21 protein-coding genes are annotated in these 26,346 nt (G+C 65.6%); 16 read left to right on the top strand and 5 right to left on the bottom strand.

Translation table 11 applies throughout. From position 1 onward, the window contains the following. Window positions 1-99: 99 nt before the first annotated feature. The 6 genes from AAHA49_RS03065 (at window position 100) to AAHA49_RS03040 (ending at window position 7,214) form a co-directional block, all read left to right on the top strand. Window positions 100-1,179, top strand: a complete 1,080-nt coding sequence (locus AAHA49_RS03065; protein ID WP_342037254.1) for a glycosyltransferase — start codon at window positions 100-102, stop codon at window positions 1,177-1,179. 134 nt (window positions 1,180-1,313) lie between these two features. Continuing rightward, window positions 1,314-1,703: a glycerol-3-phosphate cytidylyltransferase gene (gene tagD / locus AAHA49_RS03060; RefSeq protein WP_009376334.1), complete on the top strand. Its 390-nt coding sequence runs from the start codon at window positions 1,314-1,316 to the stop codon at window positions 1,701-1,703. Between the two features lie 178 nt (window positions 1,704-1,881). Next, a complete protein-coding gene (locus AAHA49_RS03055) occupies window positions 1,882-3,714 on the top strand; it encodes a glycosyltransferase (RefSeq protein ID WP_342037170.1) in 1,833 nt (610 codons plus the stop codon). 95 nt (window positions 3,715-3,809) lie between these two features. Then, entirely contained in the window at window positions 3,810-4,652 is an 843-nt protein-coding gene (locus AAHA49_RS03050; RefSeq protein WP_342037169.1) for a CDP-alcohol phosphatidyltransferase family protein, read from the top strand. Beyond that, a complete protein-coding gene (locus AAHA49_RS03045; RefSeq protein WP_342037168.1) occupies window positions 4,649-5,572 on the top strand; it encodes a glycosyltransferase family 2 protein in 924 nt (307 codons plus the stop codon). Before AAHA49_RS03050 ends, AAHA49_RS03045 begins: the two co-directional genes overlap by 4 nt. A gap of 145 nt (window positions 5,573-5,717) precedes the next feature. Then, the gene (locus tag AAHA49_RS03040) at window positions 5,718-7,214 is read left to right on the top strand and encodes a glycosyltransferase family 2 protein (RefSeq protein ID WP_342037167.1); all 1,497 of its coding nucleotides are present in this window, start codon (window positions 5,718-5,720) and stop codon (window positions 7,212-7,214) included. Window positions 7,215-7,710: 496 nt separating this feature from the next. Here the strand turns inward: AAHA49_RS03040 and AAHA49_RS03035 are convergent, their stop codons facing one another. Continuing rightward, window positions 7,711-8,988 (bottom strand): CDP-glycerol glycerophosphotransferase family protein, encoded by a 1,278-nt coding sequence (locus tag AAHA49_RS03035; protein WP_342037166.1) that lies wholly within the window; start codon window positions 8,986-8,988, stop codon window positions 7,711-7,713. A 217-nt stretch (window positions 8,989-9,205) separates the two neighbouring features. Between AAHA49_RS03035 and AAHA49_RS03030 the strand changes: the two genes are divergently transcribed. Genes AAHA49_RS03030 through AAHA49_RS03010 form a run of 5 tightly spaced genes read left to right on the top strand, consistent with a single transcriptional unit; the run spans window position 9,206 to window position 15,386 of the window. Further along, window positions 9,206-10,249 (top strand): TetR/AcrR family transcriptional regulator, encoded by a 1,044-nt coding sequence (locus AAHA49_RS03030; protein ID WP_342037165.1) that lies wholly within the window; start codon window positions 9,206-9,208, stop codon window positions 10,247-10,249. After that, window positions 10,246-11,793 carry an ABC transporter substrate-binding protein gene (locus AAHA49_RS03025; protein WP_342037164.1) on the top strand — a complete coding sequence of 516 codons (1,548 nt, stop codon included), beginning with the start codon at window positions 10,246-10,248 and terminating at the stop codon, window positions 11,791-11,793. The genes AAHA49_RS03030 and AAHA49_RS03025 overlap by 4 nt, the downstream gene beginning before the upstream one ends. 1 nt (window position 11,794) lies before the next feature. Next, the gene (locus AAHA49_RS03020) at window positions 11,795-12,748 is read left to right on the top strand and encodes an ABC transporter permease subunit (protein ID WP_167560483.1); all 954 of its coding nucleotides are present in this window, start codon (window positions 11,795-11,797) and stop codon (window positions 12,746-12,748) included. Next, window positions 12,745-13,653: an ABC transporter permease subunit gene (locus AAHA49_RS03015; protein ID WP_205772207.1), complete on the top strand. Its 909-nt coding sequence runs from the start codon at window positions 12,745-12,747 to the stop codon at window positions 13,651-13,653. The genes AAHA49_RS03020 and AAHA49_RS03015 overlap by 4 nt, the downstream gene beginning before the upstream one ends. After that, a complete protein-coding gene (locus AAHA49_RS03010; RefSeq protein ID WP_342037163.1) occupies window positions 13,653-15,386 on the top strand; it encodes an ABC transporter ATP-binding protein in 1,734 nt (577 codons plus the stop codon). Before AAHA49_RS03015 ends, AAHA49_RS03010 begins: the two co-directional genes overlap by 1 nt. Window positions 15,387-15,461: 75 nt before the next feature. Here AAHA49_RS03010 and AAHA49_RS03005 read toward each other — a convergent pair whose 3' ends face one another. Continuing rightward, window positions 15,462-17,186, bottom strand: a complete 1,725-nt coding sequence (locus AAHA49_RS03005) for a DEAD/DEAH box helicase (RefSeq protein ID WP_342037162.1) — start codon at window positions 17,184-17,186, stop codon at window positions 15,462-15,464. Between the two features lie 264 nt (window positions 17,187-17,450). Beyond that, window positions 17,451-18,575, bottom strand: coding sequence for an alpha/beta hydrolase fold domain-containing protein (locus AAHA49_RS03000; RefSeq protein WP_342037161.1), 1,125 nt, complete (start codon window positions 18,573-18,575; stop codon window positions 17,451-17,453). Between the two features lie 249 nt (window positions 18,576-18,824). On the opposite strand from AAHA49_RS03000, the gene AAHA49_RS02995 reads away from it, so the two are divergent. Next, on the top strand, window positions 18,825-19,529 hold the full coding sequence (locus tag AAHA49_RS02995) for a peptidyl-tRNA hydrolase (RefSeq protein ID WP_342037160.1): 705 nt from the start codon (window positions 18,825-18,827) through the stop codon (window positions 19,527-19,529). A gap of 27 nt (window positions 19,530-19,556) precedes the next feature. Here AAHA49_RS02995 and AAHA49_RS02990 read toward each other — a convergent pair whose 3' ends face one another. After that, window positions 19,557-19,739, bottom strand: a complete 183-nt coding sequence (locus AAHA49_RS02990; protein WP_167560477.1) for a hypothetical protein — start codon at window positions 19,737-19,739, stop codon at window positions 19,557-19,559. A gap of 160 nt (window positions 19,740-19,899) precedes the next feature. Here AAHA49_RS02990 and lhgO point away from each other — a divergent pair, with 160 nt between their 5' ends. Beyond that, complete coding sequence (gene lhgO, locus AAHA49_RS02985; RefSeq protein ID WP_342037159.1) at window positions 19,900-21,117, top strand: L-2-hydroxyglutarate oxidase; 1,218 nt, start codon at window positions 19,900-19,902, stop codon at window positions 21,115-21,117. A 93-nt stretch (window positions 21,118-21,210) separates the two neighbouring features. Here lhgO and AAHA49_RS02980 read toward each other — a convergent pair whose 3' ends face one another. Next, on the bottom strand, window positions 21,211-22,380 hold the full coding sequence (locus tag AAHA49_RS02980; RefSeq protein ID WP_342037158.1) for a hypothetical protein: 1,170 nt from the start codon (window positions 22,378-22,380) through the stop codon (window positions 21,211-21,213). Between the two features lie 107 nt (window positions 22,381-22,487). Between AAHA49_RS02980 and galE the strand changes: the two genes are divergently transcribed. The 3 genes from galE to AAHA49_RS02965 all read left to right on the top strand — a co-directional run bounded on the left by galE (window position 22,488) and on the right by AAHA49_RS02965 (window position 26,267). Continuing rightward, window positions 22,488-23,435, top strand: a complete 948-nt coding sequence (gene galE, locus AAHA49_RS02975; RefSeq protein WP_342037157.1) for a UDP-glucose 4-epimerase GalE — start codon at window positions 22,488-22,490, stop codon at window positions 23,433-23,435. A gap of 255 nt (window positions 23,436-23,690) precedes the next feature. Then, entirely contained in the window at window positions 23,691-25,046 is a 1,356-nt protein-coding gene (locus tag AAHA49_RS02970) for a sodium/glutamate symporter (RefSeq protein WP_339392060.1), read from the top strand. Between the two features lie 75 nt (window positions 25,047-25,121). Further along, entirely contained in the window at window positions 25,122-26,267 is a 1,146-nt protein-coding gene (locus AAHA49_RS02965; RefSeq protein ID WP_342037156.1) for an FAD-dependent oxidoreductase, read from the top strand. The last annotated feature ends 79 nt before the right edge of the window (window positions 26,268-26,346 follow it).

Raw genomic sequence — 26,346 nt, 5'->3', positions numbered from 1 at the left:
GACCAACAGGATCGCCTGGACAACGCGGCCCTGATTCCGTGCCACGTGCGCCAGGTCATCCGCGACCAGGGAAGCCTACAGCTTCCCCTGCTGGGCAGCATGCAGGAATTCGATGCCTCGCCCATCGGAGATCTCGCCGCCGCCGACCGCGACACCGCGCTGTGGAGTTGGGAATGGCGACGCTTGTTCGGCCACGCGAGATTCGACGCGGCCGTCGACTTCAGCGGATACTCGTCCTACTGGGCGAGGATTATGGCGCACGCCGAAGCTGACCGCAAAGCCGTCTGGCTGCACAACGACCTCGAAGCCGACGCGATGCGTGAGGTCGATGGTGCCAGGCCCCACTTCAACAACCTCACCGGTGTCTTCAAGCTCTACCATGACTATGACGCACTCGTCTCGGTATCGCCTGACCTGCGCGAGATCAATGAGCAGAGTCTCAGCAGGTACGCCGACTCCGAGCGGTTCATCAGCGCCCGCAATGTCATCGATGTCGAACGTGTTCGCAACGGCGCAGGACGCTCGACGGAGACCAGCCCGCACACGGTTTCTATCGATGCGCGCACACTGGCCGACGCCGTCGCCGAGATCGGCAGGCACTACTCGTTCGACGAGCTCATCTCGGAGGCCTCGCGACAGGCACTCGTCGGCGGCCGCCTCGGAGAGCAGAAGGGTAAGACCTTCGTCACCGTCGGACGCCTGTCGCCGGAGAAGAACCAGGCCCGGCTGCTCCGAGCATTCTCTGAGGTCAGCGTTGAAGAGTCGGACGCGCGACTCGTCATCATCGGTGACGGGCCGCTGAGCGGCGAACTCAAGGAGCTCGCCGTCTCGCTCGGCGTCGCCGGATCCGTTGAGTTCACCGGCCGACTTCAGAACCCCTATACCGTGATGTCCGAGTGCGACTGCTTCGTCCTCTCGAGCGACTACGAAGGTCAGCCGATCGTCATTCTCGAGGCCCGAGTGCTTGGGCTGCCCATCGTCACTACGCGGTTCGGATCCGCAACAAGTGCGATGGAGGGCAGCGGAGGTCTCATCGTGGACCGCGACGAGGCGTCGCTCGCAGCAGGGATGAGAGCGTTCCTGGCGGGTGAGATCACGCCTATCGCATTCGACCCCGACGCGTACAACGCGGAGGTGATCGGCGAGTTCGAGGCGGCCGTGTTCGCTACCGCACCTTAGCAGGGCCGGGCGGCGCCTCGTCCACCGATTCCGATGGCTGGATGGCCGGCTGGTAAAGTGTGGGTGAACTCTTGCAGCTTCCAGGGCCCGACTGTCGATTCGAGCCCTCATCGATCAGTTGGGACCGTCTCCGTATGCGCCGAGTCATCACCTATGGCACGTTCGACCTGCTCCATTATGGACACATCCGCCTTCTGCAGCGGTGCAAGGAGCAAGGCGACTACCTCGTCGTCGCTCTTTCGAGCGACGAGTTCAATGCGGGCAAAGGTAAGAAGTCCTATTTCTCGTTCGAAGAGCGCAAGCGCATGCTCGAGGCCATCCGCTACGTCGATCTCGTCATCCCCGAGGACAATTGGGAGCAGAAGGTCACCGATGTCGAGAAATACCACATCGACACCTTCGTCATGGGCGACGACTGGGAAGGGGAATTCGACTTCCTCAAGGACAAGGTCGACGTCGTCTACCTTCCGCGCACCCCCGAGATCTCGACCACGCGGATCAAGTCCGAACTCGGCAAATCCTGACCCGCAGGCAACAGCCGTCCATGATGGAATCTCGTGACGACCTTAGCCGGTCTGCGCAACGATCATTGGCTTCGGCTTCTCCAGTCCGCGAAGCCGAGTACACCTGTCGACCCCTACGCCAGACGGCTGTCGTCGTTCAAGCACGTGCGTGCAGCGTTTCCCGCAGAGAAGGGCTCCTATGACCATCCGCCGCATTCTTCGCAAACTGAGAAGACAGGGTTCGGGCAACGCTGGCAGCGAATTTCGGGTCTTTGAACTGACGTGGTCTATTCCCGCTGAGTTCGGTGGGATGACCAGTGTGCTGTTGCGAAGGGCCCGCAACCTGGTAGGGCTTGAGAACCGCACGGTCGATGTGCTGACCTTGGACTACAAGCTCGATCTTTCGGCAACAGTCACGCGGCTGACGGAGTCGGAAGAGATCGTGCCCGGAGTGACGGTGCGCAACATCTGGCACGAGCTCGCAGAGTTCAGCCGTCGCCAACTCGAGTCCCTCGGCGCCGGGTCGTCTGAGATGGCCGTTCCGGAGGCCGATGCGTCTGCATCCATTAGAGAGACAGCGCGGTTCATCGAGTACTACGACGCTGAGGGTTCCGTCGAACGTGTGGACCATCGTCGAACGGACGGTTCCATCTTCCTCACGGATCTGCGCTCCGAGGGCGCGCGACGCTTGATCCTGTTCGATCCCAACGGAAGGTATGTCGGCGAGTTCAGCCGCGCACGTGATCTCTACTTCTCCTGGCTGGACCACGTGACAGAACTCAAGCCCTCCGTGGTGATCAACGAGTCCAAGTTCGTGGGCGGCTTCCTCCATCATTACCAGCGGGACCAGGTGAAAGTCGGACAGGTGCTTCACAATACGCATCTGGAACCGACCAGTGATTCACCATATGGTCCTTTCACGCGTTCTCGACTCGGAGTCCTATCCAACTGGCACAAGTTCGATTTCCTGGTCTTCCTCACCAAGAAGCAGAAGGCTGATTTCGTCAGCGCCTTCGGCGACTCACCTACGCTGTTCGTGATTCCGAACTGCACAGAGATCGTCACGGAAGACCTCACTCGTCAGTCGCCGGAAAGAGATGTTCGAGCGGGTGCTGTCGTTGCTCGACTCTCGAACCAGAAGCGCGTCGACCAGGCGATTTCTGCCGTGGGTGCGGCGAGCGACGGAGTCAGCTTGGACGTCTTCGGCGATGGAGACCTGCGGAGTCGACTCGAGAGCCAAGTGGATGGGAACGCCGTCCTCGCTTCCCGAATCACCTTCAAGGGCTTCGTACAGAATGCCGCAGACGAGCTTGCGGCCTACTCATTCATCCTGCTCACGAGCGCTTATGACGGCTTGAGCTTGGTGCTGATCGAAGCGATGTCTCGAGGGTGCATTCCGATCGCCTATGACATCCGCTACGGTCCTTCGGAAGTTGTCGACGACGGGATCAATGGATTCCTCACGCACGATGTCAACGGGACGACGGCGGCCATAAATCGGCTGGTCGCGATGACTCCGACTGAGATTGCCGAACTGCGGAAGGCGGCGCAGCGAAAGTCGAAGGAATTCGACGACGAGCAGATCACAGATCGGTGGGAAGCCCTCTTCAAGGAGGTCGTCTCCTCGCCTCAGGATGGACCGGCGCGTAAGTTCCCTAAGATCGCCGCTGAGCGGATCACCGCCGATGGTTCAGAGCTCCAGCTCTCTCTGACCACTGTAGCCGACACGAAGATCACCGACGCAGATTCGGACTACTTCGTCCTTGTCTCGCGTGATCGGCGGTTCTCCGTTGCGTTTCCGATGCCGCCTGACCAAGTGCTGTCCATCCCGGCGGAATTGCTTGCCCAGACGGGTCCCAGTCCCGTCTTCGATGCGTGGTATCTGCATCGAGACGGGCGCAAGGTCGTGCGCAGGCGAGTATTGCACGCGGCGTCGTCGACGGACACGGTAGCAGGTGAGTTCGCGAGCTACGCGACGATCCACGGAAACCTCAGCCTCAAACGTACACCCGCCGAGGCGCGAGGGCATTGAGGGAATGAAGTCGGCCAGCCACGCTTTGTGGATTGCGGAGTTAACAGGCACTAAAATTGCGGTGAAATACGAATGAATGTCGGGAGGAGGTCGGGATGAGAAACACGGGAGAAGCCCAGCAAGGGGCTTCCCATCCGACTCTGGAAGAACTGCGCAACAGGGCTCAGCCTCCCGAAGTGCGGAACAGGAAGAACGCCGAGCATTGGACCGCTCAGCTCTACCTCCGCCATTTCTCCATCTACTTCACGATGCTCCTGGTGCGGACCCGGATCACGGCCAACGGAGTGACCGGGATGATGATCATCGCAGGGTGGTGCACCGCCGCCTCCCTCCTCATCCCCGGTGTCTGGGGCGCGGTGCTCGCGGTCTTCTTCTCCCAGGTGCAGATGTACATCGACTGCTGCGACGGCGAAGTCGCGAGGTGGCGGGGTACGAGTGGCGCCAAGGGCGTCTTCCTCGACAAGGTCGGCCATTACACGACGGAGGGCCTCGTCGCGTTTGTTCTCGGTGCGCGGGCCGTTGGCGAATGGTCGAACCTGCAGGCTGATCCCGGCGGCACGTACCCGTACCTTCTGGCGGGATCGATGCTCGCCTCCCTCGTCCTGCTCAACAAGGCACTCAACGATATGGTCCATGTCTCCCGCGCCTTCAACGGCTTGGACAAGCTCGCCGATTCGCAGGCGGCGACTGCCCTCAACCCTGGCTTCACCGCCAAGCTCAAGCGTGCGGCGCGGTTCGTCCCGTTCCACCGCATCTACCATTCCGTCGAGCTCTCGCTCCTCGCCCTGGTCTCGAGCATCGTCACCGCGATCATTGTCCCGCTCGGTGCGGCACCGCTGAGCGGCGAACGCTGGCTCGTCCTCATCCTCGTGCCGCTGTGCCTGCTCTCTGTGATCGGCCACTTCATGTCGATCATGGCATCGAGGAGGCTGTCATGACCGAGTCCAATCGGATCCTCGCGCAGCGGTTCGAAGCGAACCGGAAGTACACCTTCGGGGTCGTCGTGCTCACTCAGGGCAAACGGCTCGAGGAGCTCAACCGCGGCTTCGATTCGCTTCTCGCCCAGAAGGGCGTCGAACTCGACATCGTCTGCGTGGGCAACGGCTGGGATCCCGAAGGCATCCCTCCTGCCGTCAAGCGCTTGGGACTGCCGGAGAACCTCGGCATTCCCGCCGGTCGCAACGCCGGAGTGCCCCACGTCAAGGGAGAGTTCCTCTTCTTCCTCGATGACGACGCGTGGCTGCCTGACGACACCACTCTCATGCGCATGGCGCAGCTCATGCGCACGAAACCCAAGATCGGTCTCGTCCAGCCTCGAGTCGAGGAGCCGGGCGGACCGGCCTCGCCCAAGCGGTGGATTCCCCGCCTGAAGAAAGGCGAGGCTGATCACTCCTCGAACGTTTTCTCCGTGTGGGAAGGCGCCGTGTGCATGCAGCGCAAGGCGTTCGACGAGTGCGGGGGCTGGCCGGCGACGTTCTGGTACGCCCATGAGGGCATCGAGCTTGCGTGGCGCGTCTGGGACGCCGGATACTCGGTGTGGTACATGGGCGACCTCGCAGTCGCACACCCGGTGATGGACCCGAGCCGCCACGACGAGTACTTCTACATGAATGCCCGCAACAGAGTATGGCTGGCCAGGCGGAATCTGCCGTGGCCGTTCAACTGGATGTACGTCGGGTCCTGGACGCTCATGCAGTGTCTGAAATGGGCGAACAAGCCCGACCAGCTGCAGCCGTGGTTCGAGGGCTGGAGAGCCGGGTGGCGGGACGACCCATGGGACAAGCACGAAACACCGCATAAACTGTCCAACCGTGGAGTTCTGCGGATGGCCAGGCACGGTCGGCCACCGATCGTGTGATCCGGGTCCGGCGGTCTTCGTGAAGTACTCCATAGAGAAGTCGGCGAACCTGCCGACTCGCGAATGTGTACACGGCTGAAGCCGACGGCTTCGAGCCACGATCGGTCATCTGCAACCCACTGAAGGAAGAGAGCGCACGTAGGACATGGTTCCGGACAGAGCTGAGTCGGGAGTACTCGACGTCTCGGTGATCATCCCCGTCTACAACGTCGAAGACTATCTTCGCGAATGCCTCGACTCCTTGGTCAATCAAGCCTTGGGCTCATTCACTGCGGAAGTGATCGCAGTCGACGACGGATCCACTGATGCGAGTGGGTCGATTCTCGACGAGTACGCGGGGAGATATGACTTCGTCCGTGTCATCCACCAGGAGAACTCCGGGTGGCCAGGACGGCCCCGGAACGCCGGCCTCGATGTGGCTCGGGGACGGTACATACTGTTCTGCGATCCGGATGACTACCTTGGTGAGGAGTCGCTACGCAGAATGCTCACCTTCGCAGATGAGTTCGACGTCGACGTGCTGCTGCCGAAGTTGGTCGGAGTCAACGGCAGATACATCCGCGGATCCATCTACCAAGAGACTCAGGTGGACGCAGATCTCTTTCGTGCGTCAAGAAGCACCAACGTCGTCAAATTGATCCGATCACGAATACTGCAGGAGAACGGCATTCGCTTCGATGAGGGAAAAGTCCTCATGGAAGACGCCATGGTCGTGTTCAAAGCCATGACTCATGCTTCACGGGTCTCGATTCTCGCGGACTACGACTACTATCACGTCCGACTTCGGGATGATCGATCGAATATCAGCTTCCAACCCACCGACCCGTACGCGTACGCATCGTCAATGACGAAGGTAATGTCGATTGTTCGAGACGGGTTCGACGATTCCGACCTGGCAACCCGGATCAATCTCGAGATCTTCCGGCGAATCGGCCTCAACAAGTACGAGGGGTGCGTTTCCAAGAACCGAGTCACTGCGCTGGTCGACGCACACTGGCCGGTGATCGACGAGTTCATTCCCAAAGGTGAGGAGCTGGACCTCGGGTTTCCCGCAAGAGAGCGACTTGGGCTGATCAGGGAGCGAAGAGTCGAAGACCTGTTGGAGATGGCAGAGTTGGGCGATGAGCTCGAACTTGCCGCCGTGTTGTCCAGCGCTGAGTCTTCGCCGACGGAACTGCTGCTCGATTTCCGGCTCTCCGTCGAAGGGCAGAGCCGGCGGATCAACAATGCGATCCTGGAGGTTCGTTCACGAGACAATCAGGAGTCCCTTGCGGTCAATTGCGAGTTGATTGAGTCCATCGCGAACGGGGAACTGTCGATCGCACCGAGCAGCGTCGTCCACAGAGCCCGGCTCAATACCGCCGAGCTCCTTCGGCCCGGTATGAAGTACGACTTCTCTGTGTCAGTGTGTCTTGGCGGCGATGTCGCGACTTCTCGACTGCGAGACAGCGATATCGAGGGGGACGCCGTGAAAAGCGCGCCGGGTCTTTTCGTCACCAAGTGGGGCAACCTGAGTTACAAGCGTGCCAGCGGCGATCCTGCGGTTCAGTCGAAGGTGACCGTCCGTGAACGCCTTCTTCGAATCGACCGGAAACGGTTGTTGCGAAGGGCGCGCAGATTGATCGGAGGCAATCGTGAGTGACGTCGTTGTCGAGCGGATCGTTCCCGACGAAAGCGGCCGAGCTGTCGAATTGAACCTGTTGTGGAGCGTCGACGATCTGAGTTCGTCGCCATCAGGATTCGTCCAATTGTCGTCGCGGCGCGGAGACGGAATCTGGGCCTATCCTCTCGTGATCGCGAAAGGCGGGCAGACCGGTGATTTGGAACGATCCACGCTGAGCTTGGACTGCCGTGCCCAGATCGGACTTGCTGCCATTTCCGCTCTCGGTAATGGAACCTATGATGCTCGCTTGGTCGGCGTTATGGCGGGACGTCGAGCCAAGCTCCGCATTGCGAGTCGAATTCAGGGTGACCTATACACGACCCGAATCGGATCATCGATAGTTCGGCTCTACGCGACGGCGTTCGGAAACCTCAGCATTCACTGCCGACCGATCCACTAATTCGGCGACGCGGAAAGAGATCCGCTGTGGATCCGGTCGGTGAACCAGCGCCATGTGGGTCGTGTACGACTCTGCTCACTCGCTTGATTCGGCGTTCGAGCCTGCGTCTCTGAATCCCGCGAGATCGGCCGACCGCTGCGCGATGAGTTCGGAGACCGCGGCAGTGAACAGCCGGGTCGACGTGCCCCTCGCGCCCTCGCCGAAGTAGAAGGTGCGAAGATCGCGGCGTGCTGCCGCCGTCTCATCGTGGTTCATCGCCTGTTCGAGGATGTCCTGCGCATCCTGCACCGTTCTGCCGTCGATGACAGGGGTGGCGCGGCTGATCGGGGCGTCGTCATGCAGCTGCTCGGGATCGTCGCGCCGGTCGGTGAGTACAAGGGGCTTCTCGGGGTGCATGTAGAGGAAGTCGAGGCCGACGCTCGAGATGTCCGTGACCAACAGGTCGACAGTGTCGAACATCCCGAGGATGTCACCCTGCATGAGGATCTGATTCTGCAGTGAGTGGTCGTGGATCGATTCGTTGGCCGCATCGAGCAGTTCCCGGATCCGCGCATCGGCCGCCTGCATGTTCGGATCCTCCGATGTCTCGACCCGCGGGTGTGGTTTGTAGATGACGCGTGTGCCCGGAAGGGCGAGGGCGGCTTCGACGATGGCAGGCCCGTACAGATCCACCGACGTGTAGTTGTTCGCGTCGTTCTCGCCCTCCCACGTCGGGGCGTACATGATCGTGCGCGCCGAGGACGGCTCGAGCTCCGCCTCGCGGTCGATGTCGAGCTGGGGCCGGCCGACCTTGATCAACGAGTCCTCGTCGAAGTCGATGAGCGCCCTCCGGTGCCGTTCGACGGCTGCGTCGCCGGCGACGAACACTCGGTCGTAGGACTTCGCCTGGTTCGACACCATGCTCAGCTTGTCCGACTCGCCGTGATTGACATGGACATGGACCATCGGCGCGAATCCCAGGGACTGGAAATTCGTCATTCCGTTGTTCACGTAGAGGGCGAGCTTGAAGCCGTTGGCGTGATAGAAGGTGTGCAGTGGGTCGAAGCGGCGCTTGAGCACGAGCGGAAGCCTGGTCACCTCCCGCGCTGCGAGCAACGCCGATGGGCGCCTGAGCACGATGACGACTCTGTGCGTGCGATTGAGCTCTTCGAGCACGGGGATCCACTGACTGAGCTGATAGAACTTGGACTTCGCATCGCCGAAGTAGACGACGACCTCAGCGTTGACGTAGTCCCCGTTGTACTCGTCCTCGAGCTGCACCCAGCGTTCGGTTCCGCGGATCCACCTGCTGGTCTTCTTCCAGGCAGGTGAGCGGACTGTGGCCAACGCTGCGGCTTGGAGGGGATTGTTCACGGTAGGGAACCACTTTCAGCGACAAGATCGGTTTTCGGAACTGGTGATGTAAATCGTGTCACCGAATCACGCCCAATCAAAACCGATGTGTCGTCGATCGCGCCGAACGGCGCACGTCATGGGTGTCGACCGCCGGAGACCTGATCGAGACCGACCGAAACTGTATTGTGTCCAAGTAACTCTTGCCATAATCGCAACACTTGTGCAGACTGGGGTGGTGTTCGGCAGCAGAGAGGCAGCGAACGGCGACCGCGCCGGTCTCGGGACTCGTGTGCGCGCTGCCATCAGCCGGGCAGGCATCAACCACAGCGAAGTCGCCCGCAGCATCGGGCTCGAACCGAGCAAGCTCTCGAAGTCACTCGCCGGGACGAGGAAGTTCCGCATCGAGGAGATCACCCGCATCGCCGAACTCACCGACGTCACCACCGACTGGCTCACGCGCGGCAGCGGCCGGATCCCGGGCCGGACACTACCTCGGCGCACGATCAGCGCGGTCTCGAGCGCGCACATGATCTCCGACGGAGAGCTCCCCGCCGGTGCAGGCGGTGCCGCGGACACCCCGTGCAGAGCCGACAACGGGGAGTGGATGTCGAAGGGCACCCGCAACCGGCGACGGATCGTCGCAGCCGCCTGGGAGCTCTACGCCGACCGCGGCATCGACGCCGTGCGCGTCCACGACATCGCCGAGGCGAGCGGTCTGTCGGCCTCGGCGATCACCTACCATTTCCGCACGAAGACCCAGCTGCTCGAAGCGGCACTGCGGTATTCGCTCGAGATCATCGCGACCGCCCGCGACCTCCTCGAACCCGACGATCCCGTCGACGTGCTGCGCCGGTTCGCCCGCGTCCACGCCGGTGTCGACCCCTCGGTGCGGCGCGTGTGGTCGATCTGGATCCAGAGCTGGGCGCGCGCGGTCGTCGACGAGCAATCACGCCTCAACCTCACCGCCGTCTACAGCGAATGGCTCGACCTCATCACCGGCGTCATCGTCGCCGGGCAGCGCTCGGGTCGGGTGCGCGCCGGCGACACGGACCTCATGGTCAAGACCCTGAGCACGTTCATCGACGGCCTCGGCATCGCCCGCAGCGCCCGCCAGATGACGGTCAGCGACGATGACGCCGCGCTGATGATCGAAGCATTCCTCGACGCCCACATCCTCGCCCCCGCAGACTCCGCGGAATCCTCACCCCCTGAGGTCCCAACGCCTCAGCCGTCCAGTCGTCCGCCCCAGGACGAAGCGTCCCAGGAAGAAGGCACATGAGCACACCGAACCGAAGACAAGCACTCGGAGCCGGCCTGTCGCTGACGGCGCTCGCCGGCCTGAGCGCATGCGGCGGGGGAGCCGTCGGCGCGATCAGCGCCGGTGACCCCGTGCGCGGGGGCACCTTACGCGTGGGCGTGACCGGCGGCAACTCCGCCGACACCGTCGACGCCCACATCCCCGTCAACTCCGGCGACATCGCCCGCACCGTCAACCTCTACAACTGCCTGCTCTCACGCACCGACGACTACAAGATCCAGACCGAGCTCGCCGAGAAGTTCGAACCCAACGCCGACGCCACGGTGTGGACGGCGACGCTGCGACCGGGCATCAAGTTCTCCGACGGGCGCGACATCACCCCCGACGACGTCGTCTTCTCGTTCGAGCGGATCAACGACCCCAACGACCCGAAGACCGCGGCGGCGAGCTTCACGATGCTCGACGAGGTCGTCGCCACCGGTGACCGCACCGTCGAGTTCCGGCTCAGCTCACCCAACGGCCTCCTCAACGACTCGGTCTCCGAGTACACGACCGGCATCGTCCCCCGCGACTACGACCCTGCGAAGCCCGTGTCCTCGGGACCGTACAAGCTCAGCTCACACACCCCGGCGGTGTCCACCGTGCTCGAGCGCAACGAGTACTACTGGCGCAAGGACGGCAACTGGCTCGACGCCGTCAACCTCCTCAACTTCAACGACTCGGATGCCCTCATCAACGCCCTCCTCTCCAGCCAGGTCGACGCGATCGGGCAGATCCCGCTCGCCCTCGTCGAGGTCATCGGCGCCGACGAGCGGATGGCGATCCTCAACTCCGAGACCGGCATGTGGCTGCCGTTCACGATGCGCGTCGACCGGCCTCCGTTCGACAACGTCAAGGTCAGGCAGGCGTTCCGGCTCGTCGTCGACCGCGAGCAGATGATCGAGCAGGTGCTCTCCGGCTACGGCACGATCGGCAACGACATGTTCGGGCCCCTGAGTGAGAACTACCCCGACTTCCCGCAGCGCACCCGTGACGTCGAGCAGGCGAAGAAGCTCCTCGCCGAGGCGGGGCACGAGGGCGGCCTCGACGTCGAGCTCGTCACCGCCCCCATCCAGTCGGGAGTCGTCGAGGCCGCGCAGGTCTTCGCCCAGCAGGCTGCCGACGCCGGCATCCGAGTGAAAATCCGCCGCGTCGACGCGACGACGTTCTTCGGGGAGAACTACCTCAAATGGGACTTCGCCCAGGACTTCTGGTACACCCGCGACTTCCTGCCGCAGTGCGTGTCCTGCGTGATGCCGGAGTCGCCGTTCAACGAGACGAACTGGAACGATCCGAACTTCACCTCCATCGTCCAAGAAGCCCGTGCCCTGCCCGATCCGAAGTCCCGGCGGGATCTCGAACACGAAGCCCAGAAGATCCTCTACGACAACGGCGGCTACATCATCTGGGGCTTCGCCAACCAGGTCGACGCCTACCAGAAGTACGTCGGCGGTCTGCGGCCCAACGCCACCGGCCGACCGCTGGGCGGGTGGCGCTTCGACCGTCTCTGGATCGGAGAGGTGTGACATGTTCGCCCAAGTCATCATCCGCAGGCTGATCTTCTCCGCCTTCATCCTCCTCGCCGTCTCCCTCCTCGTCTTCGGCGCCACCCTGCTGCTGCCCGGCGACGCGGCCCGGGCGATCCTCGGCCAGCAGGCCACCCCGGAGCGCATCGCCGCCCTCAACGAACAGCTCGGCCTCAACCTGCCGGCCTGGCAGCGCTACCTCGAATGGCTCGGCGGCCTCTTCGTCGGCGACTTCGGCACCTCGACCGCCACCGGCGGCCCGGTCTCCGACCTCCTCGGCGAACGCATCGGCAACTCCTTCATCCTCATGGCCCTGGCCGCGATCATCTCGGTGCCCCTGGGCATCGGCCTCGGCGTCTACTCCGCCCTGCACCGCGGCACCCGCCGGGACCAGGCGCTGACCGGCATCAGCCTCGTGCTCGCCGCGATGCCCGAGTTCGTCATCGGCATCGGCCTCATCGCGATCTTCGCGACCTCGGTCTTCCAGATCCTGCCCGCCGTCACCCTCGCCCCACCGGGCCAGCCGGTGTGGATGATCCCCGCCCAGCTCGTCCTGCCGACCGCGACCCTCGTCCTCGTCGTCACCCCCTACATCGTGAGGATGATGCGGGCGACGATGATCGAAGTCCTCGACTCCGGGTTCGTCGAGATGGCCCGCCTCAAAGGAGTCCCGGAGCGGCGCGTGATCCTCCGCCACGCCGTGCCCCACGCCCTCGGTCCCGTCGCCCAGGTCATCGCCATCCAGCTCGCCTGGCTCGCCGGCGGCGTGGTCGTCGTCGAGTTCCTCTTCCGCTACCCCGGCATCGGCCAAGCCCTCATCGACGCCGTCACCTACCGCGACGTCCAGGTCGTCCAGGCGATCTCGATGCTCGTCGCCGCCGTCTACGTCGTGGTCAACCTGGCTGCCGACATCGTCGGCATCCTCACCAACCCGAAACTGAGGAGCGCAGCATGAGCAGCAGCCTCGACGACATGAAGTCCTCCGCGATCGAAGCCGCGGAGATCCCCAAGGAATCCCAGACGACCTACGTGCCGTTCCTCCGGCGCGTGATCGCCCAGAAGCAGGGGCGGATCGGGCTGACGCTCACGGCGATCGTCGTCCTCTTCGCCTTCTGCGGACCGCTCCTGCTGCCGTGGGCGACGGGATCGACCGCGACGGAGTTCGTCGGCAAGCCGTTCTCCGCCTACGGCATCTTCGGCACCGACAACCTCGGCCGCAGCGTCCTCTCCCGGTTCCTCGCCGGCGGGTTCACCCTCATCATCTACTCGGTCCTCGCCACCGCCCTGGGCATGGTCCTCGGCGCCGCCGTCGGCATGCTCGCCGCCTACGTCGGCGGTCGCTTCGATGCGATCATCATGCGCCTCAACGACGTCCTGCTCGCGATCCCGCAGCTCGTCTTCGCCCTCCTGGCGATCACGGTCCTCGGTCCGCAGGGCTGGGTGCTCATCACCGTCATCGGCATCACCCACGCCCCGCGCATCGCCCGGGTAGCGCGGTCGGCGACGCTGAACGTCATCAACGAGGACTACATCCTCGCCGCGGAGATGTACGCGATGCCGCGCACGAAGGTCCTCGTCCGCGAACTGCTGCCCAACATCACCGGGCCGCTGAGCGTCGAGGCGGGCCTGCGCCTGACCTACTCGATCGGTGCGATCGCCTCGCTGTCGTTCCTCGGACTCGGCCTGCAGCCGCCCGCCGCCGACTGGGGCCTGATGATCAACGAGAACCGCATCGCCCTGAGCATCCAGCCCTGGGGCGTGCTCCTGCCGGTCATCGCGATCGCCCTGCTCACGATCGGCACCAACCTGCTCGCGGACTCCTTCGCCCGGGCCACCGCTTCGACCACTGTGGAGGAATGATGACGACGACCAACGACACGGTTGCCATCGAGGACCGCGCCCCCAACGAGAGCATCGTCCTGCGCGTCTCGGATCTGCGCATCGACACGTACGCCGGCGACGAGATCCTCCACGGGGTCAGCTTCGCGCTCGCCCGCGGAGAGATCCTCGGCCTCGTCGGCGAGTCCGGGTCCGGCAAGACGACCGCGGGCCTGGCCTGCATGGGCCACTTCCGCTCCGGACTCAAGTACGCCTCGGGGTCGGTGAGCCTGTGGCCGCGCGGTGAGGACACCGCGGTGGAGGTCCTCGACCTCGACGAGGTGGCCGTGCGCTCCCTGCGCGGATCCCGCATCGCCTACATCCCCCAGGACCCGGCGCTCTCCCTCAACCCCGCGATGCGGGTGGGTGAACAGATCCGCGAAGTCCTCGACATCCACGGCTTCGGGTCCTCCGCGGCCGAACGGGAGGCGCGGATCACCCAAGTGCTCGCCGATGTCGGACTGCCGGGCGACAAGGCCTACCAGAACCGGTGGCCGCATCAGCTCTCGGGCGGCCAGCAGCAGCGCATCGGCATCGCCATGGCCTTCGCGATGTACCCCGACGTCCTCATCCTCGATGAGCCGACGACCGGTCTCGACGTCTCCACGCAGGCCGTCGTGCTCGACACCATCCGGCAGATGACCGTGGCCAACGACGTCGCCGGCCTCTACATCACCCACGACCTCGCGGTGATCAAGGACATCTCCGACCGGGTGGCGGTCATGCTGCGCGGCGACCTCGTCGAAGAGGGGCCCGTCGGCGAGGTGCTGACGAACCCGCAGCACGACTACACGAAGATGCTCCTCGCCGCGGTGCCCGACCTCGCCGGGGACAAGAGGATCGGCGACGAATCGAGTGCCGCGACCGACGTCTACCTCGGTCACTCCGCTGACGGCGCCGAGGCGGCCCCCGCCTCGGCGAGCACTGCGGCGGTCCCGGATCCGGCCGAGGATTCCGGTGCGGGACCCGTCCTCCTCGAGGTCGCCGACGTCGCGCTCTCCTATGGGAAGGCGCAGATCCTCGACGGCATCAACCTGCGGCTCGAACCGGGGGAGTGCACGATGCTCCTCGGCGAATCCGGGTCGGGCAAGACGACGCTGTCGCGGTGTGTGGCCGGACTCAACGACGACTACACGGGAGCGGTGCGGCTGCGCGGGGTCGAACTCGCCCGATCGACGCGCAAGCGCACGAACGATCAGCGCATCGGCATCCAGTACGTCTTCCAGTCACCGTTCTCCTCCCTCAATCCGCGCCGCTCGATCGGACAGTCGCTGACGGTGCCGCTCGAGATGAGCGGGGAGGGGACCGCGGCGAGTCGGAAGGCGACCGTCGAGGAGGCGCTCGACGCGGTGCGGCTGGGCCGCAGCTTCTACCACCGGCGCCCGGGAGACCTCTCCGGCGGTGAACGGCAGAGGGCGGCGATCGCCCGAGCGCTCGTCAACGCACCCGACGTCCTCGTCTGCGACGAGATCACCTCGGCGCTCGACGTCAGCGTCCAGGCCTCGATCATCGGGCTGCTGCGCACCCTGCGGGCCGAACGTCAGCTCGCGATGCTCTTCGTCACCCACAACATCGCGCTCTCACGCCATATCGCCGATAACCTCGCGGTGCTCAACAAGGGCAAGATCGTCGACTACGGGTCAGCGGACTCCGTGCTCGAGAACCCGCAGCACGCCTACACGCGGTCCCTCATCGACGACGTGCCGACGTTCTGAGCAACGGGGTCTCCCGTGCCGGACGGCTGCCCGGCATGGGAGATGCCTGCAGTGGCTGTCGATGTCGCCGGGAGCTCAGCTGCTCGTCGAGTAGACCTGCTGGGAGCCTCCGGTACGCGAGCGGTTGCGCTGCCGGGTCTCCGCCGTCGTGCCACGCGCCTCCGAGCTCCGGCGGGCACCTCCCTGGCGCGGAGTGCTCGTGGCCGACTGGCTGCGTCGCGACGCCTCACCGCGGGACCGGCTGCCGTCGGACGAACGGTTCGTACGGCGCTTCGCGCCGCCCGAGCGTGCGCTGCCTGTGCGTCCGCCTCCGGACTGGGCAGCGCCGGAGCGCTCGCCACCGGAACGCGGGTTGTTCGCCTTCGCACCACTGCCTCGGGAACCTGTCGTCTCGCGGGAACCGGCCGCATCCCTCGAGCCGGTCGCCTGGCCACTGCCCGCCTGACCGCTGCCCGACTGGGAGCCGGCCCCGCGCCGTCCGCGGCGGCGACGCGAGGAGCGCTTCTGCGACGGAGACTGCACGGGTGGGACCGCCTCGGTGCCGGGAACCCGCTCCGGATTGCCCGCCTGCGGCTCGACGAACTCGGCGACCTCGCCGACGAGCGGGGTCACCAGCGCGGAGTCGGCGGTGACCTTCTGCGGCTTCACGGAGATCTTCGCCTTGCGCAGCAGGGCGAGCGTGTCCTTGCGCTCCTCGGGCGTCATGATCGTGACGACGTCCCCGGCGCTGCCGGCACGTGCGGTGCGACCCGAACGGTGCAGGTACGCCTTGTGCTCGGTGGGCGGGTCGACGTGGACGACGAGTTCGACGGCGTCGACGTGGACTCCGCGGGCGGCCACATCGGTCGCGACGAGCACCTTGACTCCGCCGTCGGCGAACGCTGAGAGGTGGCGTTCGCGGGCGGACTGGGAGAGATTGCCGTGCATGTCGACGGCAGGGATGCCCTGCTTCGTCAGCAGCCGCGCGAGCCGCTTCGCCCGATGCTTCGTGCGCGTGAAGAGGATCCGGCGCCCGGACCCGGAGGCCAAGCGGTGGACGAGGTCGTTCTTGTCCTCGGGGGTGACTTCGAAGAGGTGGTGCGTCATGGCATCGACGTGCGAACTCGGGTCGTCGACGGAGTGGAGCACCTGATCGTGGAGGAACCGGCGGACCAGTTTGTCCACGTCGTTGTCGAGGGTGGCGGAGAAGAACATCCGCTGACCCCGCTCCGGAGTCTTCGCGAGGATGCGGGTGACACCGGGCAGGAACCCCATGTCGGCCATGTGGTCGGCCTCATCGAGGACGGTGACCTCGATGTCGTCGAGGGAGACGAGACCCTGCTGGAGCAGGTCCTCGAGGCGGCCGGGGCAGGCGACGACGATGTCGACGCCGGAGGCGAGTGCGGTCTCCTGACGCTTCTGCTTGACCCCGCCGAAGATCGTCGTGGTCGTCAGCCGGCTCGCCTTCGCAAGAGGTTCGAGCACAGCGCTGATCTGTGTGGCCAGCTCCCGGGTGGGGGCGAGGACGAGTCCGCGCGGCGCGCGACCGCGGGCCGGACGCTCCGGCTGAGTCGCGGAGAGCCGGGCGACCATCGGGATGGAGAAGGCGAGAGTCTTGCCCGAGCCGGTCTTGCCGCGGCCGAGCACGTCGCGACCGGCAAGGGTGTCGGCGAGGGTGTCCGCCTGGATGGGGAAGGCCTCGGTCTTGCCGTCCTTCGCAAGCTCGTCGACGAGGGTCGTAGGAACGCCGAGGTCGGCGAAGGACAGGGCGGAGGTGGTGGATGCGGTGATGGGGTGGCCTTTCGACGCGCCGGCGCGCACTCCGCATCCGCATTCGAGCGGAGGAGGCTGCACATCCCGGCAGGGTGTCCGAACGCGGGTCCGCGTTCTGGTTCGCCGAGAGGAGAGGATCATGAGCCGTGAGTCGATGCTCGCGAGCACAGAGTGAGAGTGTCCTGACGACGCAGGGATCCCCGCACGGGGATCACAAGGCTTCCCAGGATACACCCCGCGGCCGACCGTCGTTCTCAGGCAACGATTCGGCTCCGGTGACGATCGACTTCGGCGCCGCCCGTCGGCAGGGCTTCAACCTCGTCGATCGAAGTGCGAGGCGGCGAAGTCCGCGGCCGATGCGAGGGCGGCGTTCGCCTCGTCGAGCATCCGACCGAAGTGGAGGAACGAGTGGAGGACGTGCGGGTATTCGACGAACTCGACCTCGGTGCCTGCCCTGCGCAGGAGCGCGGCGAGGGCTCGGGAGTCGTCGCGGAGCGGATCGAGCCCGGCCGCTGCGACGAACGTCGGAGGCAGTCCGCCCAGATCGGCGCCGAGGTGGTCGACGTAGGGGCTCGCTGCATCGGCGGGTGTCGCGTAGTGGAAGGCGGCGATCGAGGTGAGGGCATCGGGGCCCATCCCGTCCCACTCCCCGCCGAAGAGCCTCCGGCTCGTCGAGTCGGTGAGACCGTGAGCGCCGTAGAAGAGCAGCAGGGACGTGATCGAGGAGAAGCCCGGGTCGGCCCGCACGCGTTCGGGTTCGTCACGGAAGATCCGTTCCGGTTCGTCTCTCAGGAGCAGCGCGGCACCGAGGGCGAGCATGGCCCCGGCGGAATCCCCGGCCACGGCCAGGCGGGTCGGATCGATTCCCCACGCCTCGCCGTGGCGGGCAAGGTGGTCGATGACGCTCGCGCATTCGTGGAGAGCCTGCGGGAACACGGCCTCGGGGGAGAGCGAGTAGTCGACGGCGATGACCGCTGCGCGGGAGCCTGCGGCGATCACCCGGGCGATCCGCTCGTGCGTGTCGAGGTCGCCGAGGGAAAAACCGCCGCCGTGGAGGAAGACGATGCCGGGCAGGACAGCCTCGGCGGTGGGCCGGTGGATGCGCACGGGCACGGCGACGTCCCCGACCTCGATGCGCCCGTCAAGGGTCTGCGCCATAGTCGGCCCACCCTCGTTCCAGTGGGCGCGTTCGGCACGGTACTCGGCGCGTGCGGCGACGAACTCCGGCGGCGTGGGGGAGTTCTCGCGCGAAGCCGGACTCGCCTGCGCCTGATCGGCGAGTGCGCTGGCGGCGGCGTCCCGACATTCGGCTGCGCGCGCGGCTTGGACCGCGAGCACGTCGATCATCTGCACCGACAGGGCGCTGCGGATGTCAGTGGGAATCGCAGCGAGGACGGCTGCCTCGTCGCTTCTCGAGTGCGGGGTCTCGTCTGTCATCGCGTCCTTCCCTGCGCGGCCACGGGCTGCGCACCGCTTCAGCGTACCCGCGACCTGCGATGCGGGCCGCAGTGGTTCGGCACCTGGAACCGGGTTCGCCGCTGGGACTACGAGAACGCGAGAAGGCCGCGGTTCGGGAATAAGCGCAGGCTCCCGGCGTTGTCATCACTGGACGCGCGGGACGTGCCGCAGTACCCCGCGACGCAACCGCGACCGGCAGGGTCAGCGGCCGAGAGACGGAGGAACCAGGTGAGCGAGCAGACGCGGATCGAGCAGATGCGCCGACATGAGACCGACCACGAGGTGCCGTGGTCGCTGCCCATCGTCGTCCGGAAGTCCAAGTCGGCGCCGGCCCGTCACATCGACGTCCTCGAATCCACTGCGCGAGCGGTCGTGACGTTCCTCGACGACCCGCGGACCCAGCCGGGAGGCGAATGGTCCGAAGCCGTCGAATACTGGCGTGACGGGGCGATCCGCAAGGTGGTCCGACGCGGCGACGGGAAGAAGCTCGACGATGCGCGTGCCCTCGGCAGCGTGACCGTCTCCTTCGGCGGCACCGCGGACTTCGCCCCGGCCGAGGCCTCGGTCTTCCCTCCCGGCCCCGTCTCCCCGCTGCCCCCGCAGCTGTCGAAGCTGCAGGTCGGAGGCACCGAATTCCCCGATGAGGGTGAGACCTCGGTTCCGGCCGCCGAGGCGGTCGTGACGATCGAACTCTCACCCCTGGTCACGCTGACGACTGGCAAGGCCGCCGCCCAGGTCGCCCACGGTGCGCAGCTCGCCTTCGAGCAGATGCCCGCCGAGGTGCGCGAAGCCTGGCGGGCCGGCGGTTTCGCCCTGCGCGTGGTCACCCCGACGGAGGAGACCTGGGCGGAGAACAACCGCCCGGTCAGCGTCATCGACGCCGGCTTCACCGAAGTGGACGGACCGACCGAGACCGTGCGCGCCTGGTGGTGAGGCTCGGCGCCTGGTACGCCGGCGGGTTCAGCTGCTCTCGGGCAGCTCGTCGTCTTCGCCCTCTTCGAGCGGCCGCGTCTTCGTGCCGTTGCCGAACTCGTCGAGGATGATCCTCCGTTTGACCATCTCGCCGGTCTCTTCGTCGAGCACCTCGATGATGTCGCCCGGGTGGGTCGACGGCTGATAGAAATCCTCATTGACTCCGCTCATCGGAACCACCTCCTGTAGTGTCCTCTGACCGTACTTGAGTGTGACGTGAGTCTCAAGCATTGTTCGCCGAGGTGGTGTCGCCGCCGTGGTCGCTACGATCGGAGGCCATCGGGTCCCCTGACCAGTTGGGATCCGCGACACCGCGAGAGGACGAGCGGCCATGAGTGCGAGGAAGCGACACGCCGTCATCGGTGCCGGCATCATCGGCGCCGCCGTCGCGCGTGAGATCCTCCGCCGCGATGATCGTGCCGAGGTCACCCTGTACGAGAAGGAGGACCGGCCGGCCGCCCATCAGACCGGTCACAACTCCGGGGTCGTCCACGCCGGTCTCTACTACGAACCGGGCAGCCTCAAGGCGACCCTGTGCCGTCGCGGAGTGGCGCTGCTGCGCGAATTCGCCGCCGCCCACGACGTCGCCGTCGACGAATGCGGCAAGGTCGTCGTCGCGACGACCGAGGCCGAAGCGCAGCGCCTCGAAGCGATTGCCGCCCGCGCCCGCGCCAACGGCGTCCCTGACGTCGCGATGCTCGACGCGCACGGCCTGGCCGCCGTGGAACCGGGCGTCACCGGCCTGACGGCGCTCCACTCCCCGCACACGGCGATCATCGACTACCGCGGACTCACCGAGGCCCTCGTCGCCGATGTCCGCCGAGGCGGCGGCCGGGTCCGCTTCTCCACCCTGGTCTCCCGCATCGAGGCCCGCCGAGGACCCGCCGGGGAGCGGGCGATCGTGCGCACCGCCCACGACGCCCACGAATTCGATCGGGTCATCGTCTGCGCCGGTCTCCAATCCGATCGCCTCGCCGCCCGGTCAGGGGAGAGCAGGCAGCCCTCCATCGTCCCGTTCTTCGGCCAGTACTTCATCCTCGACGATGACCACGATGACGCCGTGCGCGGACTCGTGTACCCCGTGCCGGATCCGAAGTACCCCTTCCTCGGCGTCCACGTCACCCGCCGCATCGACGGCGGCCTGATGATCGGACCCAACGCCTTCCTCTCCTTCTCCCGCGAGGGCTACTCGGGTCTCGGCCTCAACGTCCGCGACTCTCTCGCCGTCGCCGCCGACCCCGGGTTCTGGCGGTTCGCGGCCGGGAACCTGCCCATGGCGGTGCGGGAGATCGGGGGAGTGCTCTCGACCGAGCGCTTCGTCGCCGAGGCGGCTCGTTACGTCCCGAGCCTCGCCGGCGCTCGCGGCCGGCGGGCGACCCGCGGAATCCGCGCCCAGGCGATGAACCGGGACGGGTCGCTCGTCGACGACTTCGTCATCGACCGGGCAGGGCCTGCGATGTTCGTCCGCAACGCCCCCTCCCCGGGAGCCACCTCGGCGCTGGCCATCGCCGAACACCTCGTTGCGGCCGCTGCGACGACATCCGGGTAGGGGGCGCTGCATTCAGCGATGCTCAGTGGGCCGCGAAGTTAAGCAAACTTCAGAGTAGGATGCTGACTTCCCAGAGGGTGGCCATCATTCGGATCAGTGAGCTTCGAACACTGTGTGTCGGTTGTCCAGAGCATCCCTCAGCGCGAGCGCGCCATACCCGAGTGGGACGCTCATGATGGACCGGGTGTCTTCATCCGGTTCGATGAGGTCAGCGAGTTCGATCCACCTGGTGCGGCGGGTGTAGTGAGCTTCACTCCGGGAAACCGCCCCACGCCGCTCCTCGATGTTTGCCGCCGAATCGTTGAGCAAGGTCACCGCGAAGAACTCAGGCTTCGCTCCACGCTCCAACCACCTGCCGAATCCAATGAGATGTGAGGTGCGAATCTGGTCATCCGTGATGCCGGTCTCCTCGAGAAGCTCCCGGTTCGCGCCGTTGAGGATGAAAGGCGCGAGACTGACGCTGTGATCCTCCGGCTCCAGGCTCCCTGAGCCGGATGGCGCCAACAGGCCCTGGCTCGAATGGTTGCGGGCAGTCTGTTCGACGATCAGCACCTTGTCGTCGGTGCTCAGGGCGAAGGTTGAGACGCCGATGACATTGGCCAATTCGCTGCTGGCCAGTGGGATCAACCGTCGTTCGGAGTCGTACAAGTACCTCTGCGGCAGATCCCAGGATTCCTCTCCGCGCCGCAGGCGCCACCGCATGAGTTCATTCGAGCAGAGATGGTCGAAGAAGCCGGCTTCTCGAAACGGGATGACGAGCGCCCCGTCGGTCCTCAGATCGCCTGCCATGCCCACGCAAGGACCATTGAAATGCCAGCTTCCGGCGGTGGTCCTGCGTAGGATGTACGGCGCGATCTCCTTGAGATCTCGGGGCAGTCGGTAACGTGAACGATACTGAATCTCTATTTCGAGATCATTCAGAAGCGACGAATTCAGGTCACGGTCGTAGACGATCGACCCACGAGGCGAGAAGAAGCGATCAGGAAGGTCGTCGTCATGGGGCAGGACCTGCCCGAACACAGGATTCCTTTCGACCAGCTCGTGCGCGCGGAATCGACGATTCAGGCTCGAACCCTCCCAGTAGAGGGCGATGATTCCGATGAGAACACCGAGCAGGCTCAACGCGAACAACAGGTATCGCGGAAGCCATGGCACCATCGGCACAAGGCCCGCGATGACTCCCACGACTGCGATGAACAGAGCTCCATGTGATCTTGCCTGCCAGAGCACCTGGTCGCGGATGCTGACCAAGAAGATCTTCATGTGTCACTCACACTTCCCTGACGGCGGCAGCTGTCGACGATTCGCGACCTTCCCGCGAAACCTCCTACGATGGGCTCACCGACGAAGTCTAACCGAGAGGAAATATTGTGAACCTGGTGGTAACCGGTGGTGCCGGATATATCGGTTCGGTGGTCGTCTCTCAGCTGCTCGATGCCGGGCATTCTGTGACGGTGATCGACGATCTGTCCACCGGTCATCGGGACGCGGTCCCTGAGGGAGCTGAATTCGTTGAGATGCGTATTCACGATTGCCTTCCGGTGTTGGCCGAAGGAAACTTCGACGGGGTTCTCCACTTCGCTGCCAAATCTCTTGTAGCAGAGTCCGTCACTTCTCCAGAGGTGTACTGGGAGAACAACGTCGTCGGATCGTACGCCTTGCTGGAAGCCGTTCGGAAGACGAAGATCCCCACCATGGTCTTCTCGTCTACTGCGGCGACGTATGGCCAACCTGACGAGTCTCCGATCACGGAGGACACACCTGCGAACCCGATGAACGCCTATGGAGCCTCCAAGTTGGCGGTGGACCAAATGCTTCGCTTCTATGCTTCAGCTCACGGCATCGGAGCGATCTCACTGCGCTACTTCAACGTGGGCGGGGCCCGCGGTCGCTTCGGGGAGCGCCATGATCCGGAATCCCACCTGATCCCCAATCTCCTCAAGGTGGCGAAAGGTGAGAAGGAGACCGCTCAGATCTTCGGAGTTGATTACGACACGGTCGACGGAACTGCGTTGCGCGACTACCTTCACGTCGTCGATCTCGGACGGGCCCACCTGCTCGCGCTGGAGCGTGCGGAATCCGGTCGCCACAACATCATCAACCTCGGCTCCGGAACCGGCTACACCGTGCGCCAGGTTCTCGAAGCCTGCCGGTCCGTCACCGGACATCCGATTCCTGCTGAGGAGTCACCGCGCCGCGATGGCGACCCGGTCTCACTCGTCGCTTCGAATTCGCGTGGTCTCGAGGAACTGGGGTGGAAGCCGGAGTTGGGCCTCCAAAGCATTGTCTCCGACGCCTGGGACTTCATGCGATCATGACCCTCGGCTCTGCGTCAGTGAAGGCTCGGCGCGGGGTCGCTGACCCTGCCGCCTTGTTGCCGACGTCACCGGTGAGCCGGAAGGCCGAATGCGATCTGCCCGTGATCGCGTGCAGTGCGTTTTCCGCTGCTGGAATGCCGTCTGACTCGAAGTAGGCCTCGCAGCCCCACAATTCGACGGCACGGCCGTCGTCCATTGCACCGCCATGCCGTTCGGCGTGCCCGTCGGCATGCCCTGACCAAGGAGACACCCGCCGTGGATCCCACACAGTTCAGCCCCTACGCCCTGCTCGTCGACTCCGGCCTCATCGGCGGACTCCTCGTCATCGGCACCATCCTGCGCGCCCGGATCAGGGTCCTCCAGACGATGATGGTCCCCGCCGGCGTCATCGCCGGATTCCTCGGACTCGCGATGGGACCCAACGGTCTGGGCTGGCTGCCGTTCTCCGATCAGCTCGGCACGTACTCCTCGCTGCTCATCGTCGTCGTCTTCGCGTGCCTGTCGCTGACGAGCGACTTCAACATCTTCAAGATCGGCCGCTCTGTGGCCGGCTTCGCCAGCTACGGCGTGCTCATCTACGCGACGCAGACGGCACTGGGCATGGGACTCGTGCTTCTGCTCCTGGGCCCCCTCCTCGGCGCCCCCGACTCCGTGGGCCTCCTCCTCTTCGCCGGCTGGGCCGGCGGCTTCGGTTCGGCCGCGGCGATCGGCACGGTCTTCACCGAGGCCGGGGACCCCGCCGTGCAGTCGCTGGCATTCACCGCCGCGACCGTGGGCATGCTCACCGGCATCGTCGGCGGCATCATCCAGGCGAAGTTCGGAGCCAAGAAGGGCTACGCCCGTGAGTTCGTCGGCCTGAGCGAAGTGCCCGCGGAACTGCGCACCGGCGTGCTCGACCACGCCGAGGACAAACCGCGCATCGGCACCCACATGTTCTCCGGCAGCGCGATCGAATCCCTGACCTTCCAGGCCGGCATCGTCGCCACGGTCGCCGCGGGGGCCTTCGGCGTCAACCTCATCCTCGGCGAGGTCATGCCCTCGGTGACGTTCCCGCTCTTCTCGATCGCCTTCATCGTCGGCCTCGTGCTGCGCGGCCTGCTCTCGGCGACGAAGACGACGAAATTCATCGACAAGGAGACGCAGAACTCGATCTCCGGCACCGCCACGGACGTCCTCATCGTCTGCGGCATCGCCTCCGTCGTCCCGAGCTTCGTCGCCGACCAGTGGCTCTCGTTGCTCATCCTCTTCATCGTCGGCCTCGCCCTCTGCCTCTTCCTCGGCCTCTTCGTCGCTCCCCGGGTGATGAACGAGGGCTGGTTCGAACGCCAGCTCTTCACGTGGGGCTGGGCGACCGGCGCCGTGGCCACGGGCATCGCGCTGCTGCGCATCGTCGACCCCAAGCTCAATTCGCGCACCCTCGAGGACTTCTCCCTGGCCTACCTCCCGGTCATCCCGGTCGAAGTCGCCGCCGTGACCTTCGCGCCGCTGCTCGTCCTCGGCGGCGCCGCGTGGGCCGTCGTCGGCATCTGGGGTGCGATCGCCGTCGCCGCCCTCGCCGTGGCCCTGTTCATCATGGCCGCCAACCGCCGGGAGCTCGTGCCCACGGCCTGAGCCGGACTCGCCGCATTCGGGCAACCGGACTAGTCTGAACGACGAGGCTCGTCCCACTCGTCCGGAGGGTTCGCCATGACCGAGCACATCGTCATCGGCGCCGGTCTCGCCGGTGCCGCGACCGCCTATGCGCTGACCATGCGCGGCGAGGACGTCACGGTGCTCGAACAGCACACCCCCGCCAACGCCCACGGCAGCTCGCACGGCTCGGCCCGCATCCTCCGCTTCGCCTACCCGCAGCGCCTCTATCTCGACCTCGTCGTCGCCGCCCGCGCCATGTGGGACGACGTCGAACGCGCCGCCGGCACCGAGCTCATCATCACCACCGGAGCCCTCGACCACGGAGAGGCCAGGCACACCGCTGAGCTCGCCGCCCTCTTCGCCGCCGCCGGCATCGACCACGAGGTCCTCAGCCCCGCACAGGCCGGCGCCCGCTGGCCCCAGTTCGCCTTCGACACCGCAGTCCTCTGGCACCCGGCCGCCGGGGTGATCGACGCGGAGACCGCGGTGAGCGCGATGCTGCGTCTCGCGGTCGCAAGCGGTCGGGCCCGGGTGCTCGAGGACTGGACCGTCGCCGAGGTGGGACGGCGGGCCGGCGGTGGGTTCCGCGTCACCTCGGCGAACGGGGGAGCCGTCGACGGGGAGAGAGTCATCGTCGCCGCCGGCGCCTGGCTGCCGGCCCTGCTCGGCCACCTCGGACTGCCGCGTGGCTTCCTCGAGTCACTGCCCGACTTCGAGGTGCGCGAGGAGCAGGCCTTCCACCTGCCGTACCGGGACGGTGAGAGGCCGGTCCGACGCGACGATCCGTGGCCGACGTTCATCCACAAGACCGGCGAGATCTTCACCTACGGGCTGCCCGGAGGCCGCGACGCCGGTTTCGCGGGACAGAAGCTCGCGCAGTTCAACGGCGGTCGGGTCATCGCCTCGGCGCTCGATGCCGACGGGCAGATCACCACGGCGATGCGGGCACGGATGATCGACTATGCGCAGCGGTACCTGCCCGGGCTCGTGCCCGAGCCGTATGCGGAGACGACGTGCCTGTTCACGAACACCCCGACCGAGGACTTCGTCATCGACGAGGCCGGCGGAGTCGTCGTGGTCTCGGCATGTTCGGGCCACGGGGCGAAGTTCGCCCCGCTGCTCGGCGAACTCGCCGCCGGGCTGGCCGTCGGCGACGGTTCGGTGCCCGAGGAGTTCCGGGTCGCCCACCACCGAGGCTGACAGGCGTCGGGCAGCGCGCTTTGTGAGCGGATACCCCCGCTGGGTACGATGGTCGAGTGTGCGGCTGCGGCCGGTGCAC

The sequence above is a fragment of the Brevibacterium ammoniilyticum genome (assembly GCF_038429965.1).
GTDB lineage: Bacteria > Actinomycetota > Actinomycetes > Actinomycetales > Brevibacteriaceae > Brevibacterium > Brevibacterium ammoniilyticum.
This window is presented reverse-complemented; position numbering and strand designations above follow the sequence as displayed.

Excerpts from the sequence above, each read along its gene's own strand:
- AAHA49_RS03065 (WP_342037254.1), top strand. The coding sequence starts at position 100 with ATGCAGGAATTCGATGCCTCGCCCATCGGAGATCTCGCCGCCGCCGAC.
- tagD (WP_009376334.1), top strand. The coding sequence starts at position 1,314 with ATGCGCCGAGTCATCACCTATGGCACGTTCGACCTGCTCCATTATGGA.
- AAHA49_RS03055 (WP_342037170.1), top strand. The coding sequence starts at position 1,882 with ATGACCATCCGCCGCATTCTTCGCAAACTGAGAAGACAGGGTTCGGGC.
- AAHA49_RS03050 (WP_342037169.1), top strand. The coding sequence starts at position 3,810 with ATGAGAAACACGGGAGAAGCCCAGCAAGGGGCTTCCCATCCGACTCTG.
- AAHA49_RS03045 (WP_342037168.1), top strand. The coding sequence starts at position 4,649 with ATGACCGAGTCCAATCGGATCCTCGCGCAGCGGTTCGAAGCGAACCGG.
- AAHA49_RS03040 (WP_342037167.1), top strand. The coding sequence starts at position 5,718 with ATGGTTCCGGACAGAGCTGAGTCGGGAGTACTCGACGTCTCGGTGATC.
- AAHA49_RS03025 (WP_342037164.1), top strand. The coding sequence starts at position 10,246 with ATGAGCACACCGAACCGAAGACAAGCACTCGGAGCCGGCCTGTCGCTG.
- AAHA49_RS03020 (WP_167560483.1), top strand. The coding sequence starts at position 11,795 with ATGTTCGCCCAAGTCATCATCCGCAGGCTGATCTTCTCCGCCTTCATC.
- AAHA49_RS03015 (WP_205772207.1), top strand. The coding sequence starts at position 12,745 with ATGAGCAGCAGCCTCGACGACATGAAGTCCTCCGCGATCGAAGCCGCG.
- AAHA49_RS03010 (WP_342037163.1), top strand. The coding sequence starts at position 13,653 with ATGACGACGACCAACGACACGGTTGCCATCGAGGACCGCGCCCCCAAC.
- AAHA49_RS03000 (WP_342037161.1), bottom strand. The coding sequence starts at position 18,575 with ATGACAGACGAGACCCCGCACTCGAGAAGCGACGAGGCAGCCGTCCTC.
- AAHA49_RS02990 (WP_167560477.1), bottom strand. The coding sequence starts at position 19,739 with ATGAGCGGAGTCAATGAGGATTTCTATCAGCCGTCGACCCACCCGGGC.
- lhgO (WP_342037159.1), top strand. The coding sequence starts at position 19,900 with ATGAGTGCGAGGAAGCGACACGCCGTCATCGGTGCCGGCATCATCGGC.
- AAHA49_RS02980 (WP_342037158.1), bottom strand. The coding sequence starts at position 22,380 with ATGAAGATCTTCTTGGTCAGCATCCGCGACCAGGTGCTCTGGCAGGCA.
- AAHA49_RS02965 (WP_342037156.1), top strand. The coding sequence starts at position 25,122 with ATGACCGAGCACATCGTCATCGGCGCCGGTCTCGCCGGTGCCGCGACC.